At 64.2% G+C, this 22,458-nt stretch carries 21 protein-coding genes; 7 read left to right on the top strand and 14 right to left on the bottom strand.

Features of this window, described 5'->3' with window-relative positions; translation table 11 throughout:
• Positions 1 to 134: 134 nt before the first annotated feature.
• A complete protein-coding gene (locus AB0O58_RS23735; RefSeq protein ID WP_027494752.1) occupies positions 135 to 428 on the bottom strand; it encodes a hypothetical protein in 294 nt (97 codons plus the stop codon).
• 36 nt (positions 429 to 464) lie between these two features.
• Entirely contained in the window at positions 465 to 608 is a 144-nt protein-coding gene (locus AB0O58_RS23730; protein ID WP_167325892.1) for a hypothetical protein, read from the bottom strand.
• A 119-nt stretch (positions 609 to 727) separates the two neighbouring features.
• Between AB0O58_RS23730 and AB0O58_RS23725 the strand changes: the two genes are divergently transcribed.
• Together AB0O58_RS23725 and AB0O58_RS23720 are read left to right on the top strand one after the other, a co-directional pair.
• Positions 728 to 982 (top strand): hypothetical protein, encoded by a 255-nt coding sequence (locus tag AB0O58_RS23725; RefSeq protein WP_027494751.1) that lies wholly within the window; start codon positions 728 to 730, stop codon positions 980 to 982.
• A gap of 52 nt (positions 983 to 1,034) precedes the next feature.
• Complete coding sequence (locus AB0O58_RS23720) at positions 1,035 to 1,814, top strand: phosphodiesterase (protein WP_366238871.1); 780 nt, start codon at positions 1,035 to 1,037, stop codon at positions 1,812 to 1,814.
• 63 nt (positions 1,815 to 1,877) lie between these two features.
• On the opposite strand, the gene AB0O58_RS23715 is transcribed toward AB0O58_RS23720, so the two are convergent.
• The 4 genes from AB0O58_RS23715 to AB0O58_RS23700 form a co-directional block, all read right to left on the bottom strand.
• Complete coding sequence (locus tag AB0O58_RS23715; protein ID WP_094621255.1) at positions 1,878 to 2,654, bottom strand: glucose 1-dehydrogenase; 777 nt, start codon at positions 2,652 to 2,654, stop codon at positions 1,878 to 1,880.
• A gap of 85 nt (positions 2,655 to 2,739) precedes the next feature.
• Entirely contained in the window at positions 2,740 to 4,158 is a 1,419-nt protein-coding gene (locus AB0O58_RS23710) for an NAD(P)/FAD-dependent oxidoreductase (RefSeq protein WP_366238870.1), read from the bottom strand.
• Complete coding sequence (locus AB0O58_RS23705; RefSeq protein WP_366238869.1) at positions 4,155 to 6,002, bottom strand: DUF3556 domain-containing protein; 1,848 nt, start codon at positions 6,000 to 6,002, stop codon at positions 4,155 to 4,157. The genes AB0O58_RS23710 and AB0O58_RS23705 overlap by 4 nt, the downstream gene beginning before the upstream one ends.
• A gap of 197 nt (positions 6,003 to 6,199) precedes the next feature.
• Positions 6,200 to 7,483 carry a helix-turn-helix domain-containing protein gene (locus AB0O58_RS23700; RefSeq protein WP_052062987.1) on the bottom strand — a complete coding sequence of 428 codons (1,284 nt, stop codon included), beginning with the start codon at positions 7,481 to 7,483 and terminating at the stop codon, positions 6,200 to 6,202.
• Positions 7,484 to 7,577: 94 nt separating this feature from the next.
• Between AB0O58_RS23700 and AB0O58_RS23695 the strand changes: the two genes are divergently transcribed.
• Positions 7,578 to 9,068 carry an AMP-binding protein gene (locus AB0O58_RS23695; RefSeq protein WP_366238868.1) on the top strand — a complete coding sequence of 497 codons (1,491 nt, stop codon included), beginning with the start codon at positions 7,578 to 7,580 and terminating at the stop codon, positions 9,066 to 9,068.
• Between the two features lie 40 nt (positions 9,069 to 9,108).
• Here AB0O58_RS23695 and AB0O58_RS23690 read toward each other — a convergent pair whose 3' ends face one another.
• On the bottom strand, positions 9,109 to 9,384 hold the full coding sequence (locus tag AB0O58_RS23690; RefSeq protein WP_283541831.1) for a hypothetical protein: 276 nt from the start codon (positions 9,382 to 9,384) through the stop codon (positions 9,109 to 9,111).
• Positions 9,385 to 9,598: 214 nt separating this feature from the next.
• Complete coding sequence (locus AB0O58_RS23685; protein WP_283316519.1) at positions 9,599 to 10,057, bottom strand: hypothetical protein; 459 nt, start codon at positions 10,055 to 10,057, stop codon at positions 9,599 to 9,601.
• A gap of 112 nt (positions 10,058 to 10,169) precedes the next feature.
• On the opposite strand from AB0O58_RS23685, the gene AB0O58_RS23680 reads away from it, so the two are divergent.
• Positions 10,170 to 11,045 carry a bifunctional methylenetetrahydrofolate dehydrogenase/methenyltetrahydrofolate cyclohydrolase gene (locus AB0O58_RS23680; protein WP_283316521.1) on the top strand — a complete coding sequence of 292 codons (876 nt, stop codon included), beginning with the start codon at positions 10,170 to 10,172 and terminating at the stop codon, positions 11,043 to 11,045.
• On the opposite strand, the gene AB0O58_RS23675 is transcribed toward AB0O58_RS23680, so the two are convergent.
• From AB0O58_RS23675 to AB0O58_RS23650, 6 genes are all read right to left on the bottom strand, one after another.
• Positions 11,015 to 11,818 (bottom strand): IclR family transcriptional regulator, encoded by an 804-nt coding sequence (locus AB0O58_RS23675; protein WP_283316523.1) that lies wholly within the window; start codon positions 11,816 to 11,818, stop codon positions 11,015 to 11,017. The genes AB0O58_RS23680 and AB0O58_RS23675 overlap by 31 nt on opposite strands.
• A gap of 69 nt (positions 11,819 to 11,887) precedes the next feature.
• Positions 11,888 to 12,580 carry a GntR family transcriptional regulator gene (locus AB0O58_RS23670; protein WP_366238867.1) on the bottom strand — a complete coding sequence of 231 codons (693 nt, stop codon included), beginning with the start codon at positions 12,578 to 12,580 and terminating at the stop codon, positions 11,888 to 11,890.
• A 42-nt stretch (positions 12,581 to 12,622) separates the two neighbouring features.
• The gene (locus tag AB0O58_RS23665) at positions 12,623 to 13,774 is read right to left on the bottom strand and encodes an aromatic ring-hydroxylating dioxygenase subunit alpha (RefSeq protein WP_283548722.1); all 1,152 of its coding nucleotides are present in this window, start codon (positions 13,772 to 13,774) and stop codon (positions 12,623 to 12,625) included.
• 94 nt (positions 13,775 to 13,868) lie between these two features.
• A complete protein-coding gene (locus AB0O58_RS23660) occupies positions 13,869 to 15,032 on the bottom strand; it encodes an FAD-dependent oxidoreductase (protein ID WP_196249356.1) in 1,164 nt (387 codons plus the stop codon).
• Complete coding sequence (locus tag AB0O58_RS23655; RefSeq protein ID WP_027494739.1) at positions 15,029 to 15,391, bottom strand: bifunctional 3-phenylpropionate/cinnamic acid dioxygenase ferredoxin subunit; 363 nt, start codon at positions 15,389 to 15,391, stop codon at positions 15,029 to 15,031. Before AB0O58_RS23655 ends, AB0O58_RS23660 begins: the two co-directional genes overlap by 4 nt.
• A 370-nt stretch (positions 15,392 to 15,761) precedes the next feature.
• Entirely contained in the window at positions 15,762 to 16,847 is a 1,086-nt protein-coding gene (locus tag AB0O58_RS23650; protein ID WP_366238866.1) for an S-(hydroxymethyl)mycothiol dehydrogenase, read from the bottom strand.
• A gap of 491 nt (positions 16,848 to 17,338) precedes the next feature.
• On the opposite strand from AB0O58_RS23650, the gene AB0O58_RS23645 reads away from it, so the two are divergent.
• From AB0O58_RS23645 to purU, 3 genes are all read left to right on the top strand, one after another.
• Entirely contained in the window at positions 17,339 to 18,853 is a 1,515-nt protein-coding gene (locus tag AB0O58_RS23645; protein ID WP_045841673.1) for a BCCT family transporter, read from the top strand.
• A gap of 176 nt (positions 18,854 to 19,029) precedes the next feature.
• Positions 19,030 to 21,495, top strand: a complete 2,466-nt coding sequence (locus AB0O58_RS23640; protein WP_366238865.1) for an FAD-dependent oxidoreductase — start codon at positions 19,030 to 19,032, stop codon at positions 21,493 to 21,495.
• Positions 21,496 to 21,549: 54 nt separating this feature from the next.
• A complete protein-coding gene (gene purU / locus AB0O58_RS23635) occupies positions 21,550 to 22,380 on the top strand; it encodes a formyltetrahydrofolate deformylase (protein ID WP_366238872.1) in 831 nt (276 codons plus the stop codon).
• Positions 22,381 to 22,458: the final 78 nt, after the last annotated feature.

Below are 22,458 nucleotides of genomic sequence, written 5' to 3'. Positions count from 1 at the left end.
CACCACCCCCCGGATCATTGATGACAGGGGCGAGAAGTCATACCGGGTCTGGCGACCGTAGCCCTCGGTTTCAAGGACCAGCTAAAAGATAACGGGGGGGGCTGAGGCGTGTTCAGGTTCGATGGCGCGAAAAGTTACCCGCCGATCAGAGGCGGCGGGGTGTGCTCGTACATCTCGCTGAACGTAGCGTCGTCCAATGTCATCACGTGATTCGATGCAGTGACGACCATCCAGCTACCCACGTCGGCGATCACGTGCCCGATCCCGACCGCGCCACCGCAGTTGGCCGCGTCGAGTCCCTTGGTCTCGAGCCAGGTCACGACGTCGTCGGCGTTGGTTCCATCGACGCGGACCGCCTCCACCGGAGAACCGGTGTAGGCCTGTGGAGTGGAGCCGGTTCTCCACCGTTCGTAGTTACTGTTCACCACGGATGCGCCCTCCTTGCTCTTCGGCTCCGACGGCGTTCATTGCGCGTCGTCCTCTTCCTCGCCTTCCGCCTGATCCGGTTGCGTGCCGGCGTTCTGCGTGAGGTTGGCCGGGTCCGCATCCGGATCCTGGCCGGGGTCGTATGGGTCCGTCGAATTCTGTGGACTGTTTTCACTGGTCATACTGCAGCTCTACCCGCGCGGAACGTGCTCAATCGGCACTCGGTCGTTTGATTCGATCCGGACCGGATATCTCGATGTCGAGGTAAAGCCACCGACTTCGTCACCCGAAAGGACCGACCGTGAACGACACCGCCGATCGACTGCAAGCTCTGTACGACAGCACCCCCGATGCACGACTCGTTCTGGTGGAGGGCGAACTCGTGCTCGATGTCCCGGAAAAGTCCGGCGACGAGTCGCAGGACGACGTCGCTGTTGTTGTTGTGACCCGAGCAGCGTTGACGGAGCGTCTGCAGGACGCCGGCGGCTTCTCCCGCGCGGCGTTGGAAGACTTCGCCCCGGTCGTCGATGACATCGCTGCAAAGTTGGGCGCATGAGTTACCTGCATTCACCCCGTAGCGAGAACCGACACAGCAGGGGGTGAATTCCATGTCCGTCCTCGATCTCGCGCGACGCAGTCGAGATGCGCAGCGCGCTGACGACAGCAGATTCTCCGAACTCCGCACTGTATCGACGCACTTGCTGGGTCTGCCTTTTCGCGGCCTCTCGGCCGTGCGGAACGCCCGGGCTTTTCATCCGGACGGGGTGAGTTTCAGCGGCTCCCTCGAACGGCTGTTGCCGGACCGATACGGAATCCCGTTGCGCTCCTGCGAGGTGACCGTGCGAATCTCGAAGGGGATCGGTATTCCCGCAGGCCTCCCCGATGTCGCCGGGGTAGCGATCCGGGTCCCACCGCTCGAGGTCGGGGCCACCCCGTGGGATCTGTTGCTCGCCGGCTCGGCGACCGGAGTGGTAGGACGTATGGTGCCGTGGCCGTCGACGTCGTGGAACGACGCGCATCTGTCGTCTCTGATGCCGGTGAAGTACCAGGGCAGGATGTGGTGGTTGCGTGCACTGCTGACCCGCCCGCAGATGAACGGGATGAGCGTCGCGGACGTTCGACAAGCGATCGACGACCACGGTGTGAGCCTGGTTCTCGAACATGCTTGTGGTACAGCTGCGTTCGAGCCACTGGCCGTCGTTCACTCGACGACAATTCTGCAACCGTCCGAAGAGATCGACGCGTTCGATCCGGTGCTGAACAGTCCTGCGTCGGTGCGCCCCCAGCCGGAGTGGCTCCGCAACCTGAGACTGTCGGCGTATCGCAATTCTCGCGCAGGGCGAGGTATCGACAACGTCCGCAGAGGCGACAGAGGACGTCCCACCTGAGTGAACGAAACACATCGGCAAGCCTCTGCCGATGTGTTTCGTCCTCGAACTCCCGTCAGGCGTTCAGAGCAGTGAGCCGACCAGTCCGCCGTCCAGAACGAGGCTGCTCCCCGTGCACCACGACGACTGTTGCGATGCGAAGAACGCGACAGCTGCTGCTACTTCCTCCGGTGTGCCGTAGCGCCCTTGTTTGTCGGCGATGAGGGTGTCGAACCCTCCTTCCGGTAGCCCCAGAGCTGCCTCGAATTCGGGGGCTGCCTTGGTGACCAGGGCGGTGTCGATGAACCCCGGCAGCACAGCGTTGACTCGAACACCCTGCGCTCTGAACTCCGTTGCGGCGGTTTCGGTCAGATTTCTCACCGCGGCCTTGCTGGCGGCGTAGGGCGCGAGCAGCGCCGAACCTGCCGTCGCGGTGATCGAGCTGATGGTGACGATGGAGCCGCCGCCGGATGCTGCGATCGCGGGTGCGGCGTAGCGGATGGTCAGGAACACGCCGTCCAGGTTGACTGCGGTGGTACGCCGCCAATCGGCGTACGACATCTGTGCGATCGCTCTGACTTCGCCGACACCGGCGTTGGGAATTGCTATGTGCAGGTTGCCGAAGTGTTCGACCGTCTGCTCGACGAGAGATCGAACCTGATCCTCGTCGGTGACGTCTGTCGCTACAGCGATCGCACCGTCGATCGAAGACGCCACCTGGCGAGCGGCGTCGAGATCGATGTCGGAGACGACCACCTGTGCACCGTCGGAGGCCAGTCGCCGCGCGATGGCGGCACCGAGGCCTGCCCCGGCACCGGTGACGAGTGCGACCTTGCCGTGGAGAGATTCGTCGATTGGCATTGTGTTCGGTCCTTCCGTGGGAAAGCAGAGGTGGTGCCTTCTCGCTGACGACAGAGAAGGCGAAAGGTACTGCTGTGTCGTTGTTTCAGCGCTTCAGCAGGTCATCCAGAGCTCGTCGCGCTGCATTCAGTCCCGCCATGCCGTGTGCACCGGGTCCGGGGGGAGTTGCCGCCGAGCAGAGATAGAACCCCGGCGTACCCGTGCGGTACGGGTCTCGGCCGGGCCGTGGTCCGAGGAGCAATTGTGTCGGTGACGACGTACCGCACAGAATGTCGCCGCCGACGAAATTCGCGTTTCCTTCGGCGAAGCTCTGCGGAGACGTGGTGACTGTCTCCACAATTCGCGAACGCAGGCCCGGTGCGAACTGTTCGATGCGGTCGATTACGACGTCGGTGACATCGTGGTCGAGGCCGGCGGGAACATGGGCGTATGCGTACAGCGGTACGACGTCTCCGTCCGCGCGCTGAGGATCTGCGACGAACTGCTGCCCGACGAGGACGAACGGCCGATCGGGCATTCGTCCTGCAGCAACGGCCGCCTCGGCTGCGACGGTGTCCTCGGCGCTACCTCCCACGTGCACAGTGCCGGCCTGCGCGACCCTGGGGTCGGTCCACGGGACTCCCCCGCGCACCGCGAGGTCGACCTTGAACGCAGCCGGACCGTGCCGAAACCTGTTGTAGGAGCGACGTGTACGCGTCGTCAGATCCTGGCCGAGTACGTCGGCCACCACGGCCGGCGTCGTGTCGAAGATCGTGATGTCCGACGACGGCAGATCGGCTCGCGAGGCAACCCGCGTCGAGGTCTGCACGGTTGCTCCGAGTTCGACGAGCGCGGAGTGCATCGCCAGTGAGATCGCCGCGGTTCCGCCCTCCGCCACCGGCCAACCGTTGTGGTGTCCCGCGGTCAGGATTCCTACCCCGATGGCGGAGGAGAACACTTCGGTCAACGGCCGCATCGCGTGTGCCGCTGCTCCGACGAACAGTGCCCGCGCCTGCGGCGTGGTGAACACCCGTGACAACACCGCAGCGGGCAGAGCAGTCGGCGCACCGAATCTCGCCAGCAGCAGTGGATGTCGGGGCAGGTGGACGACCGGTCCGAGTAGATCTGCGGACAGTCTGTCGTACGACGACGACGGTTGCCCGAACAGTGCCCTCCATCGTTTGCCGTCCGCGCCCAGGCCAACAGCAGTCTCGTTTATCGATCGATGGAGCAGTGCTGCCGCGTCGTCGAGAAGCGGATGTGCACAATCGATCTCGGGCCACCGCCACGTCAGTCCGTGTTGCTCGAGACCGGCGAGGGCGGGTGAACCCACCGCCATCGGATGGAAACCGGCACAGTGATCGACGAGCAGATCGACGGTGGTGAAAGGCCGGTGGCTACGGGTGCCGCCGCCGATCTCGCTCTCTGCCTCCAGCACGGTGACGTGTATGCCGTCGCGTGCCAGAGCAAGTGCAGCGGCAAGCCCGTTCGGGCCGCTGCCCACTATCGTCGCGGATCGCGTCATGATGTCGATTCTCCAGCACCGGCCGTCGCTGACGACGCCTCTGGTGCCGAGTGTCGAGCGTTTGTCGAGTCTGCGCGACGCCGCCACGTCACCGACATGGGGATGGGGCCGTCGGGTAGCCACGGCTGGGCGGACACCGCGTCGTCGACGTTCCACGTACCGGTTTCGATCACGCCGAGGGCGGCATCGATGAGTTTGTAGGACTGCGTCTTTCGATGGATGGGCTGCGATTCGACCCACGCCACCACGAACTCGCCCGGTTCGAAGTTGCAGCGTCGCTGAATCGCTGCGATGAGGGAGGCGTCGTGCAGGTGGCCGTCGCCGAAGTTGAAGCCGAGGATCGAGTTGCAGGCGAATTCGCCTTCACGCACCGTCCATCGATCGATGTCGGGAACGTTGCGGATCAGAAGCGAGAACAATCCGCGACCCTGACTGTGCATCGAGCGCCATGCGATGGTCTGTTGCATCGTGATCTCGGCGACGGCAGGCGGGTAACCCATGGCTTCGAGCTGTCGTACCTGATTGCGGGTGGGGCGCACGATCTGATCGAGCTTGTCCTCGGCACCCGGTGCGAACGCCCACAGACCGGAGGCCCAGTTGCCCGCGTACTGGCGCATCGAGGGCGTGAAGGCCACGAGGTCCGGTCGTAGATTGCCCAGAACCGGGAAGAAGAACAAGCACACCAGCGCTGTCGCCACGAACCACGGGGAGGCGTCGAAGATCGAGAATCCCTGTCCTGCAGGGTGTCCGACGAAGAGAAAGACTGCTGCGTAGGCGAACAACAGGTTCCACTCCAGCGGCACCGCCAGCGGGAACGTCGAGATGATGAACAGGTGGAATGCCACCATGAGAAGTGCTCCGACGAGTGCGACGGTCGTGTTGGTGGTGAGCAGCAACACGACCGGTACTGCGATCTCGACGGTGGTGCCCAATACGTGCGCGATCAATTTGGCCGTTGCCGAGGGGCGAATGTCGTCCGGGAAATTCCGGTAGTGCTTGCGCCTGGCCCAGCGCGTGGGAATGCATGGGCTGTTCGAGACCATGGGCGGAACGACGTTGGCGAAATGTGCACCGAATTTCGAGATGCCGGCCCCGACCCACACCGAGAAGATGAGCAGCTTCAGTCCGACGACGAGGTCGACGATGGCGTTGTCACCGAGGATTCCCACGAGACCGAACAGGACTATCGCAGGACCGTACTGCTCGGCGCGGGCAGCGATGAAGATCGTCTTGTCACGAAGGCCCACAACGATGGTGAGCAAGACCGGCGCGATCGCCCAGCGTGGATCGACGAGGTTGCCGATGCCCTCGGGCAGGATCGAGGCAAATGCACCGGGCGGTGTTCCGGGCGCGATGACGGGTACGAACAGACTCACCAGGAGCGCGAGATACAGCACGACGTCCAGCGGCGTCCTGTTGTCACCCGAGGTGAACGGCACCTTGCCCGGCCACGGAGGCATCCGAACGGTCCCCGGTTTCGCCCAGAACAGGATTCCGCCTGTCATCGGCTTGAACTTGCCGGCGATCGGTCCCCATGACCCCGCGAGTCCGACGGTTTCGAGCAGCATCGTCCAGTAGACCAACTTCTGGTAAACGATCATGTCGTCCCACCACGAGCTGACGTCCCACGGCATCCCGACGCCGGAAGTCAGTGTCGCCAGAGTCAGGCCGATCCCGATGTAGAGCACCAGGAGCTTGACGACGTAGGTGGTGGGGATGACCTTCGGCGAGCCGAAGCCGTAGTCGACCCAATGCAGTGCAAGGGTTTTCACTCGTTCCAGCAGGGGCCGGTCGAGGAAGGTTTCGAGGTCGACAGGTGGAAACTGTCCGTTCTTGAATCCCATGAGTGAGCTTTCTGTAGCGAGCGCTGAGGATGAAGGAGCAGGAGTCAGCCCTTTCGCCCGAGGCTCGGGTCGCGGTGACGCAACCATCGGACTGTGTCCTGCACCACAGAAAGCTACGGGTTTCCTATCGGCGGTCCCAATGGTTCGCCGACCCGAGGCTCACCTTCATTTTTGTGACGCCGACACAAAGTGCACTCTCAGGAGAGGACCCGAGCCCCGAGCCACTGACATGCGGTGAGGGCAACCTCGACGGCGAGTCGGTCGTCGGACAGTGGCCGGGGGAGCAGTTTCTCGGCATTGTCGACGCGGTAGCGAATCGAGTTCTTGTGCATCGTCATCACCGCAGCCGCCGCGGAGAGGCTCCGTTCGCACGCAAGGTAGATCCGCAACGTGGTGCGCAATCGTTCGGCATGTGTGGTGTCGGCGGCCAACTGCGGTCCCAGCACGGTCAGGACCCAGGCCTGCAATGCCGACGGGTCGCGAGCGCACAGGTCCACCACGGCCAACCCGGGGTCGTCGTAGCGTTCGATCGTTCGGCCTCGGCCACCCAGAACGGCCACGTGATGGGCGCGCTGAGCCTGTCGGTAGGACGTGACGAACCCGGCCGCGTCGAGTCCGATGGCCCCGGCCGCCAACAGGGGTGCGTCCTCGGTCCGCGGTCGAGTGTTGATGCGATCGAGAACGACGGCGAGATCTGTGTCGTTCGCTGGAATCTGAATCCATCCCCACGCGGTAGCGCCGTCGCGTCCGACCACCAGGGGAGGGGCCGGACTGTCCAAGTCCGCCGCCAGAGCGCGGATGGTGGTGGTGAACCTGCGCATCCGGTCGCCGCGAACGGCGGACTCGCTGACCCAGGCCACGACGGCCAGGTGGCGTCCGCGCAGTCGATACCCGGTCACTCGCTCGACGACGTCCACCGACCCCTTGCCGTTCAGGAGATCGAGTACCGCATCGAGTCGAGCATTCTCGCGATCCGCCAGCCAGGACTCCCGCTCGGTCTCGTACACCGCGGCCACCCGTTGCGAGATCCAGTCGATGTAGTCGAACACCGAATCGACGATCACGCGGTGCGCTTCCATTCGGACCGGGTCCGGCGCGGCCAGCGACATCGAGGTCTCGAACGCTCGATCGAGCAGAAATTGCTGTCCGAGTCGATAGGCGCGAACCAAGGCATTGACCGGCACGCCCCACTGAGCCAGGCGGCGCGCATATTCGATGGCCGCCGCCGGCGGCTCGAATCCGGCACCGCCGATGTCGTGCTGCAGAGCGTGCAGGATGGTGTCGACGTTGCCCTCGATACTCGATCCCAGCAGCTCGATCAGCGATGGTTCGTTGTTCAGTTCCGTGATGCGCGACGCGAGTGTCGTGCGCATCTGCGCCACGACATCTGCCAGCCGGGCATTGAGGTGCGCGGCAACCGCAGCCACGTGAGTGCGCACCGCCTCGGCGGAGGCGGGCGAGATGTCGGCAGGTGTCGGCACGGGTGTTCCTTTTCGTTTCGGGCTACAAATAATCCGCGGTTTTTGTGCTGCTGGACCGAAGTCTTTCAAATGGGCAATCCGTAACCTACGTCACATGCTGCCAATTCTCGACGCCTCCTCGCCGGTTCTGCAGGCCATGTACCGCCGCATCGACAACGACCCGGACGGCGCGTGTCTGTCCGACGACTCCACTCGGTTGAGCAATGCCGAGTTCGGGCTCGACGTCGACGCGGTTGCCGCCGAACTCGTCGACGCGGGGGTGGGAGCGGGTGATGTGGTTGCAGTCTTGCTTCCGAATCGCATCGAAATCATCACCACGATGTTCGCGGCATGGGTGCTGGGAGCAACGTTGACCCCCGTCAATCCCGCACTCACCGACGACGAGGTGCGCTATCAACTCGAGGACTCGACCGCCCGCGTGCTCGTCGGTAGCGAGCGAGCCTGCACTCTCGGCCGCGCACAGGGTATTTCGTTCATCGACGTGGACTCCCGCGATCGTCGTCCCCACACGCCGCAGTTGGACGGCATGCATCGTGGAGCGGGGCCTGCCGACAGCTCGGCCCCTGCCTTGATCGTCTACACCTCGGGAACGACGGGGCGGCCGAAAGGCTGTGTGCTGACTCATCGCAACGTCGACCGGATGAGCGCCGCGATCGTGACGGCCTGCGAACTGACCGACGCCGATACGAGCCTGTTGGTACTTCCACTCTTCCACTGCAACGGACTCGTCGTCGGCTCGGTCGCTCCGCTGCGAGCCGGCGGACGTGTGCACATCGCGCCTCGTTTCTCGCCGGACACGTTCTGGGACAACGTGGAGACCGTCCGGCCCACCTACTTCTCCGCAGTGCCCACCATGTACTCACTGCTTGCGGACCGTGGATCGACCGACCGCGACATCTCGTCGCTTCGATTCGTCATCTGTGGAGCAGCGCCCATGCCTGCCGGCCTGATCGCGTCGTTCGAATCGATCTTCGGCGTGCCGGTCGTCGAAGGGTACGGCCTGTCGGAATGCACTGTGGCGGCAACGATCAACCCGCCGAACGGGATTCGCAAGCCGGGCACGGTCGGCATCGCGCTACCGGGTGTCGAGATTGCGATCGATACATCCGACGGCCCGAGCACCATGCCCGGCCGGACCGGCGAAGTGTTGGTGAGTGGAGAGACAGTCATGCAGGGATACCTGGGCCTGCCGGACGTGACCGCAAAGACCATTCGAGAGGGGTGGTTGCACACCGGCGACATCGGAGTCCTCGACGAGGACGGCTATCTCGTCTTGGTGGATCGACTCAAGGACATGATCATTCGCGGCGGCGAGAACATCGCGCCGAGCGAAATCGAACATGTCCTGCAATCCCATCCCGACGTCCTGGAAGTGGCCGTCGTGGGCGAAGCGCACCCGGTCTACGGGGAGGTGCCCGTCGCGCACGTCGTTGCACGAGCCGGTCGTAGTATCTCGGTCGACGAGTTGGACGCGCACTGCGCGCGGAGCCTGGCCAAGTTCAAGCGACCGACTCGGACAGTCGTCCACGACGCTCTACCGAAGAACTCCGTCGGAAAGATCGTGAAAAAGGAGCTCGGCGCGTAGTCCGATCCGGCCCGCCGTTACCGGGGCGAGACGGTCGCGGTCACATGGACGAGGCCGCGAAGGTCAGGAACACGACGAACAATCCGATGCCACCGAGCGCCGCACCGATCACAGCGTCGCGACCGTTGGACGCGTCGCCCTCGACTGCGCGGCCCAGACCGATCCAGCCACTGACCACCGCGATCACTCCGGCCGGGACGGTCACAAAGTCTCCGATGAACGGCACGAACGCGCAGACGACCGCGACGATGCCCGCAATCAACGCCAGGTTTCCGGCACCGTCACGGAACATCGACCGAGAAGGGGACTTGCGCATCACCGGCACTCCTTCTCGCATGCAGTGCGGCAGCACCGCCCCGACCTGTTTTTCTGCAGGTAACCGGCAACGACGCCTCCATAGTAGAGACTCGATCATCTCTTCATCGGCGACGGTCGGTCGGACTTCACCGGCACGTGGTGGGAGTCGCGGCCGGTTGTATGCGCTGTGCCGTCGGGCAATCGCCGTCGAGCCTCGCACCTGACCCGAGTGGTCAGGGGGTGGGCGTGCTTCTGCGGACTCGGTGGTTGTGCCATGCCTGCGCCGCCAGGGGCACCCCGACAGCGCCGACACAGACGACCGGCAACGCAAAGAACCACGGTACGGATGCGCTCTTCGCGGCCACTGCGATTCCAAAAACGACCATCGGTAGTCCAAAGGTATCCAGTAGGTCTACCCGACGGGGTTCGACCGGCGGCCGACCGAGCCAGGGAATCCGTCGGCCCGTGTTCTCCCGCATTGTTCGTCGCGTGGACGCAACGATGAGCGCCGCGCCGATGGCGGATGCACAGACCCCTGCGACGACCATCCAGGACTGTCCGTCCTCGACGAGAATCGCCGTCAGAACGAGTGCTGCAAGGACGATGCGCGCACCCCACACCTTCCATCGAGGTGCGGCCTCGCGCTCGTCGTACCGCACGTCGACCGGCCGCATCGGCTGCAGGGGCTCCATGTCTCGACCCTCCCATACAGCGGCTCTTGACCGGTTGCTGCGACTCGCCGTACCCTGACCGACAGTTGATATATCAGAACCTAGCGGCACGCCGAACCGAGGAATCGAAAGTATGACCACAGCGCTCAAGATCGACGGAACGGCGGTCAGCGGAATCGTCAAGGACGATCTGCGATACCGCGTCGAACGGCTCGGCCAGCAGGGGATTCGGCCCGGCCTGGGCACGATTCTGGTGGGCGACGATCCGGGCAGCCGTTCGTATGTCGCGGCGAAGCATCGCGACTGCGCGGAGGTGGGACTGCATTCGATTCAGGTTCGGCTGCCTGCGTCCGCGAGTCAGCAGGAGATCGAAGATGCCGTGCACGCTCTCAACGAGGATCCCGAGTGCACCGGGTTCATCGTTCAGTTGCCGCTGCCCTCGCACATCGACACCCATCGGGTGATCGAGCTGATCGATCCTCGCAAGGATGCCGACGGGCTGCACCCGACCAATTTGGGGCGGCTCGTACTCGGCATGGACGGGCCGCTGCCCTGCACCCCACGCGGGATATTGGAACTGCTTCGCCACCATGATGTTCCGATCACCGGTGCTCGCTTCTGCATCATCGGATGTGGAATCACGGTGGGTCGTCCGCTCGGCTTGATGCTGACGCGTCGCAGCGAACACGCAACTGTGACCATGTGCCACGAGGCGACGGTGGACACCGCCGCGCACACTCGGGCCGCCGACGTGGTCATCGCAGCGGCGGGCGTTGCGCATCTGGTTCAGCCTGACTGGATCAGTGCCGGAGCCACGGTGTTGTCGGTGGGAATCACCCGCACCGTCGAGGGAATACTGGGCGACGTGCACCCCGGCGTCGAGCACATTGCGGGGCGGCTCAGTGGAGCGACAGGCGGCGTCGGGCCGATGACCAGGGCGATGCTGTTGACGAACGTGGTGGAGTGTGCTGAGGCTGCTCAGGCCGAGGGGATGAAGGACTCTCGGTAGCCCATCTTCTCGCTGATCTCCGCGGCGGCGGCCAGCACGTCGGGGACGATGGCCCGCATTCTCGTTTCGTCGAAGCGGTAGACCGGTCCCGAGATGCTCAGTGCGGCGGTCGTCTTGCCGGTGTAGTCGAGAATCGGGGCGGCGATGGCGTTGAGTCCGGTCTCGAACTCTTCGACAACGACGGCGTATCCGAGGGATACCGCAGCATCGAGTTCGGCGGTGAGACCGGCTTTGGTGGTGAGCGTGTGTTCGGTGAATCGGTGCAGGTCGAGTCCGTCCACGACGTCCTGACGCGTATCCGAGTCGAGGGCAGCCAGCAACACCTTGCCGCTCGCGGTGGCGTGCAGCGGCGTCTGCTCCCCGATCCAGTTGTGGGTTCCCACCGAACTCGGCCCGCGGGCCTGGTCCAGGTGGACCGCTGTATTGGACCGCAGCACAGCGATATTCACTGTTTCGCCGAGCTTGCCGGCGAGGCGTTCACACACCGCATGGCCGTATTCGGTGATCTCCAGACGCTCGGGCACGGCCGCTGCGAGCCGGAGGACTCCGAGGCTGAGCCGGTACTTGCCGCGATTGTGCGTCTGCATCACCATGTCGTGTTCTTCCAGCGACGCCAGCAGCCGTGACACCGTGGACTTGTGCACACCGATCTCGGTGGCGATGGCGCTCACGCCCGCCTCTCCGAGTCGTGCCACGACCTCGAGCACCCGAAACGCGCGGTCGACGGACTGGACGCCACCCTCGGGGGCACGTGTCGAATCGTCGCTGGCCACCCCCGCGACTATACGTAACAGGCACTTGGCCGTGGTGTTGCCCCTCGGGGCGTGGCCCCGGCCGGCGATCTAGATGACGGCGCGGACTGCGTCGTCGAACTCGGTCACGTGTGCTCGAGCGATGGCCGCGGCCTTCTCGGCGTCCCCGGCCGCGATGGCGCGCAGCAGCTCGGTGTGCGTTCCCACGTGGTCGGCGAGAGGGGGCAGTCGATCCATGAACAACCAGAAGATTCGCGTCGCGAGATTGTTGTAGCGGATCAACGCGTCTTCGAGAACCGGGTTCGCCGCCAGCCGGTAGACGGTGCGATGCACTTCGGCGTCCCAGTTGATCAGGTCGTGTTGGCTCGGCGGCGTCGCCTCGAACTTTTCGGTCCGGTCGGCCATGCCCAACAGAACTTGGCGTTGGGTTGCGGTGGCCGCAGTGGCGGCCTTGGCGGCCGCCAGTGGCTCGAGCCGCTGACGGATTTCGGAGATGTCGCCCAGATCGGCGACGTCGATGGCCGTGGCGAAAGTGCCACGGCGGGCGTGCGAGATGACGAGGCGCTCGTACTCGAGCCGTTTGAGAGCTTCCCGTACCGGCGTGCGTCCGACGCCCAGCTCGGCGGACAACGCCGATTCGACGACGGCCTCACCCGGCTTGATGGTCAGCATGATCAGTTTGTCGCGGATAGCCGAGTAGGCGACGTCCGCCATCGTCGCTCCGGATTCGCCGGGCACCCCCGACGAACCCGGGGTGCCCGGCGACGTGACCTCGACACTCATGGTTACCGATCCTATCGGCACCGAGTGCGGAGCAGCGTGCGTTCAGGCCTCGATGCGGTTCTTCAGCCAGTCGTGGAAGATGCCGATGTGGTGTTCGCTGCCCACCAGTACTCCGCCGTCGCGGTACTTCCGTGAGCTCATGGCGGGCTGGCAGCGTTCGCACGCCTCGAAGTCCTGCAGATTGACGCGGTGGAACAACTCCACCGATTTCTGCAGATCCCGTCCCGATGCGACGACTCCGGGCAGGTACAGCCAATCGCATTCCACCAGAGTGCGATCGGCGGCAAGCGGGTACATCCGATGGATGATCACGTGATCCGGGACGAGGTTGACGAACACCTGTGGCCGGACGGTGATGGCGTAGTAGCGCCGGTCCTGTTCGGGTGCGATTCCGGGAATGGAGTCGTGTCCCTCGGAACCGTCGAGCGTGAATCCCTTGACGGATTCCCCGAATTCGGCTCCGTGGCCCACGTAGTACTGGGCGGCGTAACCGTCGGCGAATTCGGGAAGTACCTCGGTCAGCTCGGGGTGGATTGTGGCGCAGTGGTAGCACTCCATGAAGTTCTCGATGATGAGCTTCCAGTTGGCCTTGACGTCGTAGCTCACGCGGCGGCCGAGACCGAGGTCTTCGATCTTGTAGCGGTCGATCGACTCGACGTCGCCGAGTCGATCACGGATGTCCTGCACGACAGTGGTGTCGAAGGAGGCCGGATTGTCGCTCAGATTGACCCAGACGTACCCGAGCCATTCCTCGACCGACACCGACGTCAGGCCGTAGCGAACTCGGTCGATATCGGGCATCTTGGTGAGATTCGGTGCTGCGATGAGCTTTCCATCGAGATCGTAGGTCCAGGCGTGGTACGGACACTGGAACGATCGCTTGACTTCGCCCTTGTCCTCCATGCAGATTCGAGCACCGCGGTGCGCGCACACGTTCAGGTAGGCCTTGATCGCCCCGGTTCGGGTGCGCGTCACGATGACGCTTTCGCGCCCGATCTGCACGGTGCGGAAGGCACCGGGCTTGTCCAGATCGGCGGCACGGACCGCGCAGATCCACAGTTCCTCGAAGATCTTCTCCTGCTCGAGCTCGAAGATGGCCGGATCGGTGTAGTAGCGACCGGGAAGGGTGGAGATGAGGCTTTCGGGCAGGGGAAGGGAGGTTGCGGGCGGCGTGGTGTCGGGAATGGTGGTCAAGGGGTCCTCCGTACGTGGCCGATCTTGTGGATCGGTGACGAGACGTCAACTGGGGTAATGGAATACGACGGGTGGAGCAGCGGCCTGGGTGATTTCAGACCGCGCGAGCGGGAGCCGAGAGCTGTCGGCGCCAGCGGGTGAACAATCGAACTTGATTGACACCGAGTACACCGACCGGAAGTCCGTCGGATCGATACACGGCGAGGAAACTCCCGAGTTCGGGCGAACCCTCTTCGATGGTGCATTCACTGTCCGGTCCGGCGGTGCCGGCGAACTGAATACGTGACCCGTACTGGTCGGACCAGAAATACGGAGGTTTGACGTGTTGGCCGCCGTAACTGCCCGAGAGCAGGGTGGCCGCTGCAACGGTGGGTCGTTCGGACGCCCCGGCCCAATGCTCGACGCGTCGGTGGACGCCGGTCGAATCCAGCCATGCGGCGCAGTCGCCGACCGCGACCACTCCGGGTACGGCGGTCGCGCCGCCGCCGTCGCACAGGATTCCGTTGCCCAGCGCGAGTCCGCTGGTGCCGAGCCAGTCGATGTTCGGAATCCCGCCGATGCCGACAACTACGACGTCGGCGTCGAGGAGTCGGCCGTCCGCGAGTCGAACGCCCGTCACTCGGTCGGTGCCGGTCAGGCCGTCGACGGCGATTCCGCAGATCAACGTGGTGCCGTTGTCGCGGTGCAGATTGCCCACCGCGCTACCCAATCGTGCGCCGAGTGGCCCGGCGAGCGGTGACGGGGCGGCTTCGACGACGGTGACCTCGAGGCCCAACTTCCTTGCGGTGGAAGCTACTTCGGCTCCGATGAAGCCTGCGCCGATGACGACGAGACGTGCGCCGGGCGTGAGATCTGCACGCAGCCGGTCGGCGTCGTCGATCGTACGCAATACGTGCACACCGGCGAGGTGATCGGTACCGGGAAGCGATCGCGCGCGTGAGCCGGTGGCGAGGACGACGCCGTCGGAGGTCAGCTCGGCACCGTCGTCGAGGGTGACGGTGCGACGCGATGGATCGAGGGCGGTGGCCGTGCGGCCCAGAATCCAGGTGGCGTCGAGGTTTTCGTCGTCGGGTTCGAGGGCGAGAGTGCTCACGTCCACGTCGCCGGCGAGGTATTCCTTCGACAGGGGAGGGCGGTCGTAGGGTCGATGGCTCTCGGCACCGACGATGGTGACGGAGCCGTCGAACCCGGCCGCCCGCAGTGCACGCGCGGAGCACAGGCCTGCCAGGGAGGCTCCGACGATGGTGACGCTCTTCATGAATGTCCCTCGGCGGCCAATCGGCTGCGAACGTCGGGCGGAAGATTGGGGGCCGCGGTGCTCAGCTCGACGTAGACGACGCCGTCCTCGACGACGACAGTGTGCGTGCGGACAGGCAACTTGGCGGGCGGAGCGTCGACAGCACCGGTACGCAGGTCGAAGGTGGACGCGTGGAGCGGGCATTCGACCGCGCACCCTTCGAGCCAGCCGTCGGCGAGCGACGCGTCCTGATGCGTACAGGTGTCATCGATCGCGAACAGCTCACCGTCCTCGGTGTGGAACACCGCCACCGGAGGGGTGGTGTCGACGCGCAGAGCTTCGCCGCCGGGGAGATCGGCCAAGGAACACACCTTGAGCATTCGGATCCTTTCTGTATCGCTATGCGGAACACGTCTTACTTCCCGCAACAACAGTGTGAACATCGCCACAAGAGCGTGTCAATAGGTGACGGCACTTTTCATGCACGCGAAACACGACGTAACCGGAACCGGACAAACCACGCGTTGTACCAGCTGAGCAGGTGGTTAGCCCGTGCAATGACATGCGTGGCCGGTGTCGCATCCGCCCGACGCGATGATGTCCCCGACGTCGGAATACGTCGAGGGCACCATGAAACAAAACGCTACCGACGGGTAAAGAGGCCCACTTTGATATATCAGAGGTGTCGAGCCGCAGCGCACGGGCTCGAGTCACCGGAAGCGGCCACCTTCTCGACCCGCAACTGCCCGCTCACAGGACCACCACCGAACGCAGCACCGTGCCCTGATGCATCTTCTCGAACGCCGCCTCGATATCACCGAGACCGATCCGTTCGGTCACGAACTTCTCGAGCGGCAACCGACCCTGCTCGTACAGATCGACCAACATCGGAAAATCCCGCTCCGGCAGGCAATCGCCGTACCACGACGACTTCAACGACCCACCCCGGGAAAAGAAATCGATCAACGGCATCTCCACCGTCATCTCCGGCGTCGGCACCCCCACCAACACCACCGTCCCGGCGAGATCGCGGGCGTAGAACGCCTGCTTCCACGTCTCCGGACGCCCGACGGCATCGATGACCACATCCGCCCCGAACCCGCCGGTCAGCTCCTGGATGGCCTCGACGGCATCGACCTGCGAGGCGTCGACCGTGTGGGTGGCGCCGAGTTCGAGGGCCCAGTCGAGTTTTTTCTTGTCGCGGTCGACGGCGATGATCGTCGACGCCCCCGCCAGGCGGGCCCCGGCGATCGCGGCATCCCCGACACCGCCGCACCCGATCACCGCCACCGAATCCCCGCGGGAGACGTTCCCGGTGTTCATCGCCGCACCCAACCCGGCCATCACCCCGCAGCCGAGCAACCCCACCACCGCCGGATCGGAGTCCGGGTCGACCTTGGTGCACTGGCCTTCGTGGACGAGGGTCTTGTCGGCGAACGCCCCGATCCCCAACGCCGGGGACAGTTCGGTGCCGTCGGCGAGAGTCATCTTCTGCGACGCATTGTGGGTGTCGAAGCAGTACCAGGGGGTGCCTTTCTTGCAGGCTCGGCATTCCCCGCACACCGCACGCCAGTTCAACACCACGACATCACCGACCTCGACATGAGTCACGGCATCGCCGATGGTTTCGACGGTGCCTGCGGCTTCGTGGCCGAGCAGGAACGGGAACTCGTCGTTGATGCCGCCCTCGCGGTAATGCAGATCGGTATGACACACCCCGCACGCGGCGATGGTGACCACGACATCGTTCGGGCCGGGATCGGGAATGGTGATCGTCTCGATCGAGACGGGCTCGCCTTTGCTCATAGCGACGACGGCGCGGACCTGCTGCGGCATGACTGGTACTCCTGAGTGAGGTGAAGGAGCGGCGTTCGAGGCCGCCGACGGAGGTGGAATCGGCTTAATATATCAGTTACCGGGCAGTATCCAATGTTAAAAGCGAGTATCGAATTCGGACAACTTTTGGCCTTTGTGCCTGTATAGATGCTGTTCAAAAGCGTTGTCCGTTTCGAAAATCCGTGATGAACGCGTCGAAATGACCAGCCATCTATTGACATAGCCCCTGGGTCGGCTCAGTCTTGTTCGAGTCCAAACAAATCGTAGTTGCGCAGAGAGCAACGAGTCGCGCACCTATCCGACCACCCACGCTGCGTGCACGGGCGACACACCTATTCGGCGAGAGCCGGAGGGAGAACGATGTGACAACGAACAGCAAACCCCGGGGCGACAAAACTCGCGTCGCTGCACCCGAGAAACATGCCCCTCATCATTACGGCCCCCTCGAGGTCTACCACCTCGGAGAGGAGGGCAAGCCGCGCACCGACAAGGTGGTGTTCGGTATCACCGCCGCCATCGTGATCGCGATTCTGGCGTGGGGCATCCTCGGCACCGAGAACATGAAGTCCGTCAACGCGTCGGTACTCGACTGGGTCGTGACCAACGTCGGCTGGCTGTTCATCTTCTCGGCCACCGGATTCGTGATCTTCGCGCTGTGGCTCGCACTCAGTCGATACGGGAAGATTCCGCTCGGCAAAGACGGTGAGAAGCCCGAATTCAACACCGTCAGCTGGATCGCGATGATGTTCAGCGCCGGCATGGGAATCGGCTTGATCTTCTGGGGAGTGGCCGAGCCCCTCACTCACTTCGTCACCCCGCCGCCCGGAATCACCGATTCCACTGTGGGAACGGCACTCTCGACGGCCATCTTCCACTGGGGACTGCACCCCTGGTCGATGTACGCGGTGGTCGGATTGTCCATCGCCTACGGCACCTACCGGATGGGCCGCAAGCAGCTCATCAGCTCCTCGTTCATCCCCTTGATCGGTCGCCGCGCCGAAGGCCCCATCGGCAAGGTCATCGACATTCTGGCGATCTTCGCCACGATGTTCGGCACCGCGGCGTCCCTCGGCCTCGGCGCACTCCAGATCGGGTCCGGTATCGAGGTTCTCGGCTGGGTCAACCAAGCGGGGACGCTTCTGCTCGTGGCTGTCGTCGCCATCCTGACACTTGCGTTCGTGGCCTCGGCAGTGTCCGGGGTTTCCAAGGGAATTCAGTGGCTGTCGAACATCAACATGGTGCTGGCTCTCGTGCTTGCGATCTTCGTGTTCGTCGCGGGCCCCACGGTCCTGATCCTGAATCTGCTGCCCACCACTCTCGGCGACTACGCCGCGCACATCGCCGGCATGTCGGCGCGGTCGGCGGCATCCGGTGGCCCCGAGACCGAGTCCTGGCTCTCGTCCTGGACGATCTTCTACTGGGCCTGGTGGATCTCGTGGACCCCCTTCGTCGGTATGTTCCTCGCTCGCATCAGTCGCGGCCGTACCATCCGCCAGTTCGTCATCGGCGTCATTCTCATCCCTACGTCGGTGAGCTTGGTCTGGTTCTCGATCTTCGGTGGAGCGGCAATCGGCGAGCAGCAGAAGGGAACCGAGGATCTGGTGGCCCTCGGTAAGCCGGAATCGCAGCTGTTCGCGGTTCTCGACCACTTCCCGTTGGCCGGCATCTCGTCGGTGTTGGTGATGGTCTTGGTGGGCATCTTCTTCGTCAGTGGTGCCGACGCTGCCTCGATCGTGATGGGCACCTTGTCGCAACGCGGCACCCTGGATCCGTCCCGTGGGGTCGTCGCCTTCTGGGGTGTGGTCACCGGCGGCATCGCGATACTGATGCTGTGGACGGGAGGTTCGGACGCTCTCAACGGGTTGCAGACGATGACCATCATCGTGGCGGCGCCGTTCGTACTGGTGATGATCGGTACGTGCGTCTCGCTGTACAAGGACGTCACGAACGATCCGTTCATCGTCAAGAACCCCAAGGCCCCGCCGAAAGTCAAGGCCGGCAAGTGAAGTGAGCGATGGTGCGGGACGCGAAACTATGCGTCCCGCACCATCGGTATTTCGGGGGTTGACCACATCCATCCCTGCCCATACTATTGATATATCAATCTCTGGTTAGTTGTCGTGCAGGCCGTGGACCGCTTCGGCCGAGCTCCATCTCTCCACCCCGATACGGAAGGACCACCATGGGTTCACCGAGAGTTGTCATCATCGGCGCCGGCATAGTCGGTACCAACGTGGCCGACGAGCTCACCGCACGCGGTTGGGATCGCATCACCGTGCTGGATCAGGGGCCGCTCCCTCTCACGGGTGGATCCACCTCGCACGCACCGGGTCTGGTGTTCCAGACCAATGCATCCAAGACCATGACCGAACTCGCCCGATACACGGTCGAGAAGTTCATGGGCCTCGAGGTGGACGGGCAGTGGTGCTTCAATCAGCTCGGCGGCCTCGAAGTGGCCACCACCGAGGAGCGACTGGCCGACCTGCATCGTAAGCAGGGCTGGGCCACGTCCTGGGGCATCGAAGGATCGGTCATCGACCCGTCCGAATGCGCCAAACTGCATCCGCTGATCGATCGTTCGCAGGTCCTCGGCGGTCTGTACGTCGAGACCGACGGTCTTGCCAAAGCGTCCCGTGCCGTCGTGGCACTCACCCGTCGCGCAGAATCGCGCGGAGCCGTGTTCCGTGGTTCCACCAAGGTCATCGGAATCGAACAGACGGGTGGCCGCGTCACCGGTGTGGCAACCGACAACGGCGTCATCGAGGCCGACATCGTGGTGTCCTGCGCCGGCTTCTGGGGCCCCGATGTGGGCGAACTGGTCGGCATGAAGGTGCCGCTGCTGCCCTTGGCGCACCAGTACGCCAAGACCGATCAGATCCCGGAACTGGTGGGACGCAACACCGAAGCGGCCGAGGCCGGCATGCCCATTCTTCGTCATCAGGATCAGGACCTGTACTTCCGCGAGCACGTCGACCGTCTCGGCATCGGAACCTACGCGCACCGCCCGATGCCAGTCGACACCAAGACCCTGCCCGGCGGGGACGGTGTGTCCGACGAGGCGATGCCGTCCATGCTCGACTTCACGCAGGAGGATTTCGCGCCGTCGTGGGAGCAGTCCAAGCTGCTGTTGCCCTGCCTGGAGACCGCCAAGATCGACCACGGCTTCAACGGAGTCTTCTCGTTCACCCCCGACGGCGGACCGCTGCTCGGTGAATCCCCGGATGTCAAGGGCTTCTGGATCGCCGAGGCCGTGTGGGTGACGCACTCGGCCGGAGTCGGCCGGGCCATCGCACAGTTGCTGGTCGACGGACGCTCCGAGGTCGAACTGCACGGATGCGACGTCAACCGCTTCGAGGATTTCCAGCTCGATCCGGCGTACGTCAGCGAAACGTCGCAGCAGAACTTCGTCGAGATCTACGACGTCCTGCATCCCTCGCAGCCGCGGTTGTCCCCGCGTGACGTTCGGGTCAGTCCCTTCAATGCGCGGCAGCATCAACTCGGTGCCGTGTTCCTCGAAGGCGGCGGGTGGGAACGCCCGCACTGGTACGAGGCCAATGCCGATCTGGTGCACCAGCTTCCCGTCGAGTGGCAGCCGCCCGAGCGCGACGAGTGGGCGTCGATGTTCCATTCGCCCATTGCCGCGGCCGAGGCGTGGAAGACCCGTACGTCCGTCGCCATGTACGACATGACCCCGCTCAAGCGTCTGCGCGTACGCGGACCCGGTGCGCTGGCACTGTTGGAGGGATTGACGTCCGGCAAGATGGACAAGTCCGTCGGGGCCGTCACGTACACCCTTGCTCTCGATGAGAAGGGCGGCGTCCGAAGCGATCTCACCGTGGCGCGGTTGTCCGCCGACGAGTTCCAGGTCGGAGCCAACGGCAATCTCGACTTCGATTACCTCCGCCGCGAAGCGCCGAGTGACGGCAGCGTCACCGTCGACGACATCACCGGATCCACGTGCTGCATCGGCCTGTGGGGTCCCCACGCCCGCGAGGTCGTGGAGAAGCTCACCCAGGACGACTTCTCGAACGAGAACTTCAAGTACTTCCGCTGCAAGCAGGTTCGTATCGGGGGAGTGCCCGTCACCGCGATGCGGTTGTCATACGTGGGCGAGCTCGGGTGGGAGCTGTACACCACCGCCGATTACGGCCAGCGACTATGGGACATGTTGTGGCAGGCCGGTTCCGAGTTCGGGATCATCGCCGGTGGACGCGCTGCGTTCAACAGCCTGCGCATGGAGAAGGGCTACCGGTCGTGGGGTTCGGACATGACCACCGAGCACAACCCCTACGAGGCAGGCCTCGGCTTCGCGGTACGCCCACAGAAGGGCGAATTCCGCGGCCGCGACGCCGTACTCGAGATGTCCGACGACACCGTCTCGAAGAAGCTGGTCTGCCTGAAGATCGACGACGGCACGTCGGTGGTACTCGGCCACGAGCCCGTTCTGGTGGACGGTGAACCCGCCGGCTACGTCACCAGCGCCTCGTTCGGTCACACCGTCGGTGCGCCGATCGCCTACGCCTGGGTTCCTGCCGGTAGCGCAGAACCCGGTGCAGCAGTACAGATTCGATACTTCGATCGGCTCGTGTCCGCCACCGTCGTGGCCGAGCCCCTCGTCGACCCCGAGATGGCCAAGATCCGCAGCTGACGACCCACCAGTACCAGGAGATTCGATGACCGAGAACTTCACCCTCACGCTCAGCTGCGGCCAGCGACCGGGCATCGTCCGGGCATCGTCCGGGCCGTCAGTGCGTTCCTCTTCGACAACGACTGCGACATCGCCGAACACCAACAGTTCGACGACTCCACGGACGGCTCGTTCTTCCTTCGCACCTCGTTCGTGGCCAGCGGTGCCACCGACATCGAGAAGCTGACGGACAGCTTCCGCGAGGTGGCCGATCGATTCGCGATGACGTACACCTTCAACGGCTGCAGCCAGCCGCGCGTGCTCGTCATGGTGTCCAAGATGGGGCACTGCCTCAACGACCTCATCTTCCGTTGGCGCTCTATGAATCTCGGCGGCGAACTGGTGGCCGTGGTGAGCAATCACGAGGTGCTGCGGCCGATGGCCGAGGCTGCCGGGCTGCCGTTCGTCCACGTTCCCGTCACCCCGGGAACCAAGGCCGAGGCCGAGCAACGCCTGCTCGACCTCGTCGCAGAGTACGAGGTCGACCTGGTGGTGCTGGCCCGGTACATGCAGGTGCTCTCCGACGAGACGTGTCGAGCGCTGCACGGCAAGGCGATCAACATCCATCACTCGTTCCTGCCCGGCTTCAAGGGCGCGAAGCCCTACCACCAGGCCTTCGACCGGGGCGTCAAGCAGGTCGGAGCGACAGCGCACTACGTCACCCCCGACCTGGACGAGGGCCCGATCATCGAGCAGCAGGTCATTCGTATCGACCACACTCACGACCCGTCTCGTCTGGCCACCGTCGGACAGGACGCAGAGGCACTCGCACTCTCGCGAGCGGTCCGCTGGCACTGCGAGAATCGCGTCCTGCTGCACGGACACCGGACGGTCATCTTCAGCTGAGCCGACACGCACGACGGGCCCGTACCGAATCGGTACGGGCCCCTCGTCGTTGTGTGGCGGTGGAGAAAAGTTCTCGGC

This window comes from Rhodococcus sp. NPDC080181, assembly GCF_040702225.1.
GTDB classification, from domain to species: Bacteria; Actinomycetota; Actinomycetes; order Mycobacteriales; family Mycobacteriaceae; genus Rhodococcoides; species Rhodococcoides fascians.
Note: the sequence above shows the minus strand (reverse complement) of the source record. Positions and strands in the feature narration are given on the sequence as shown.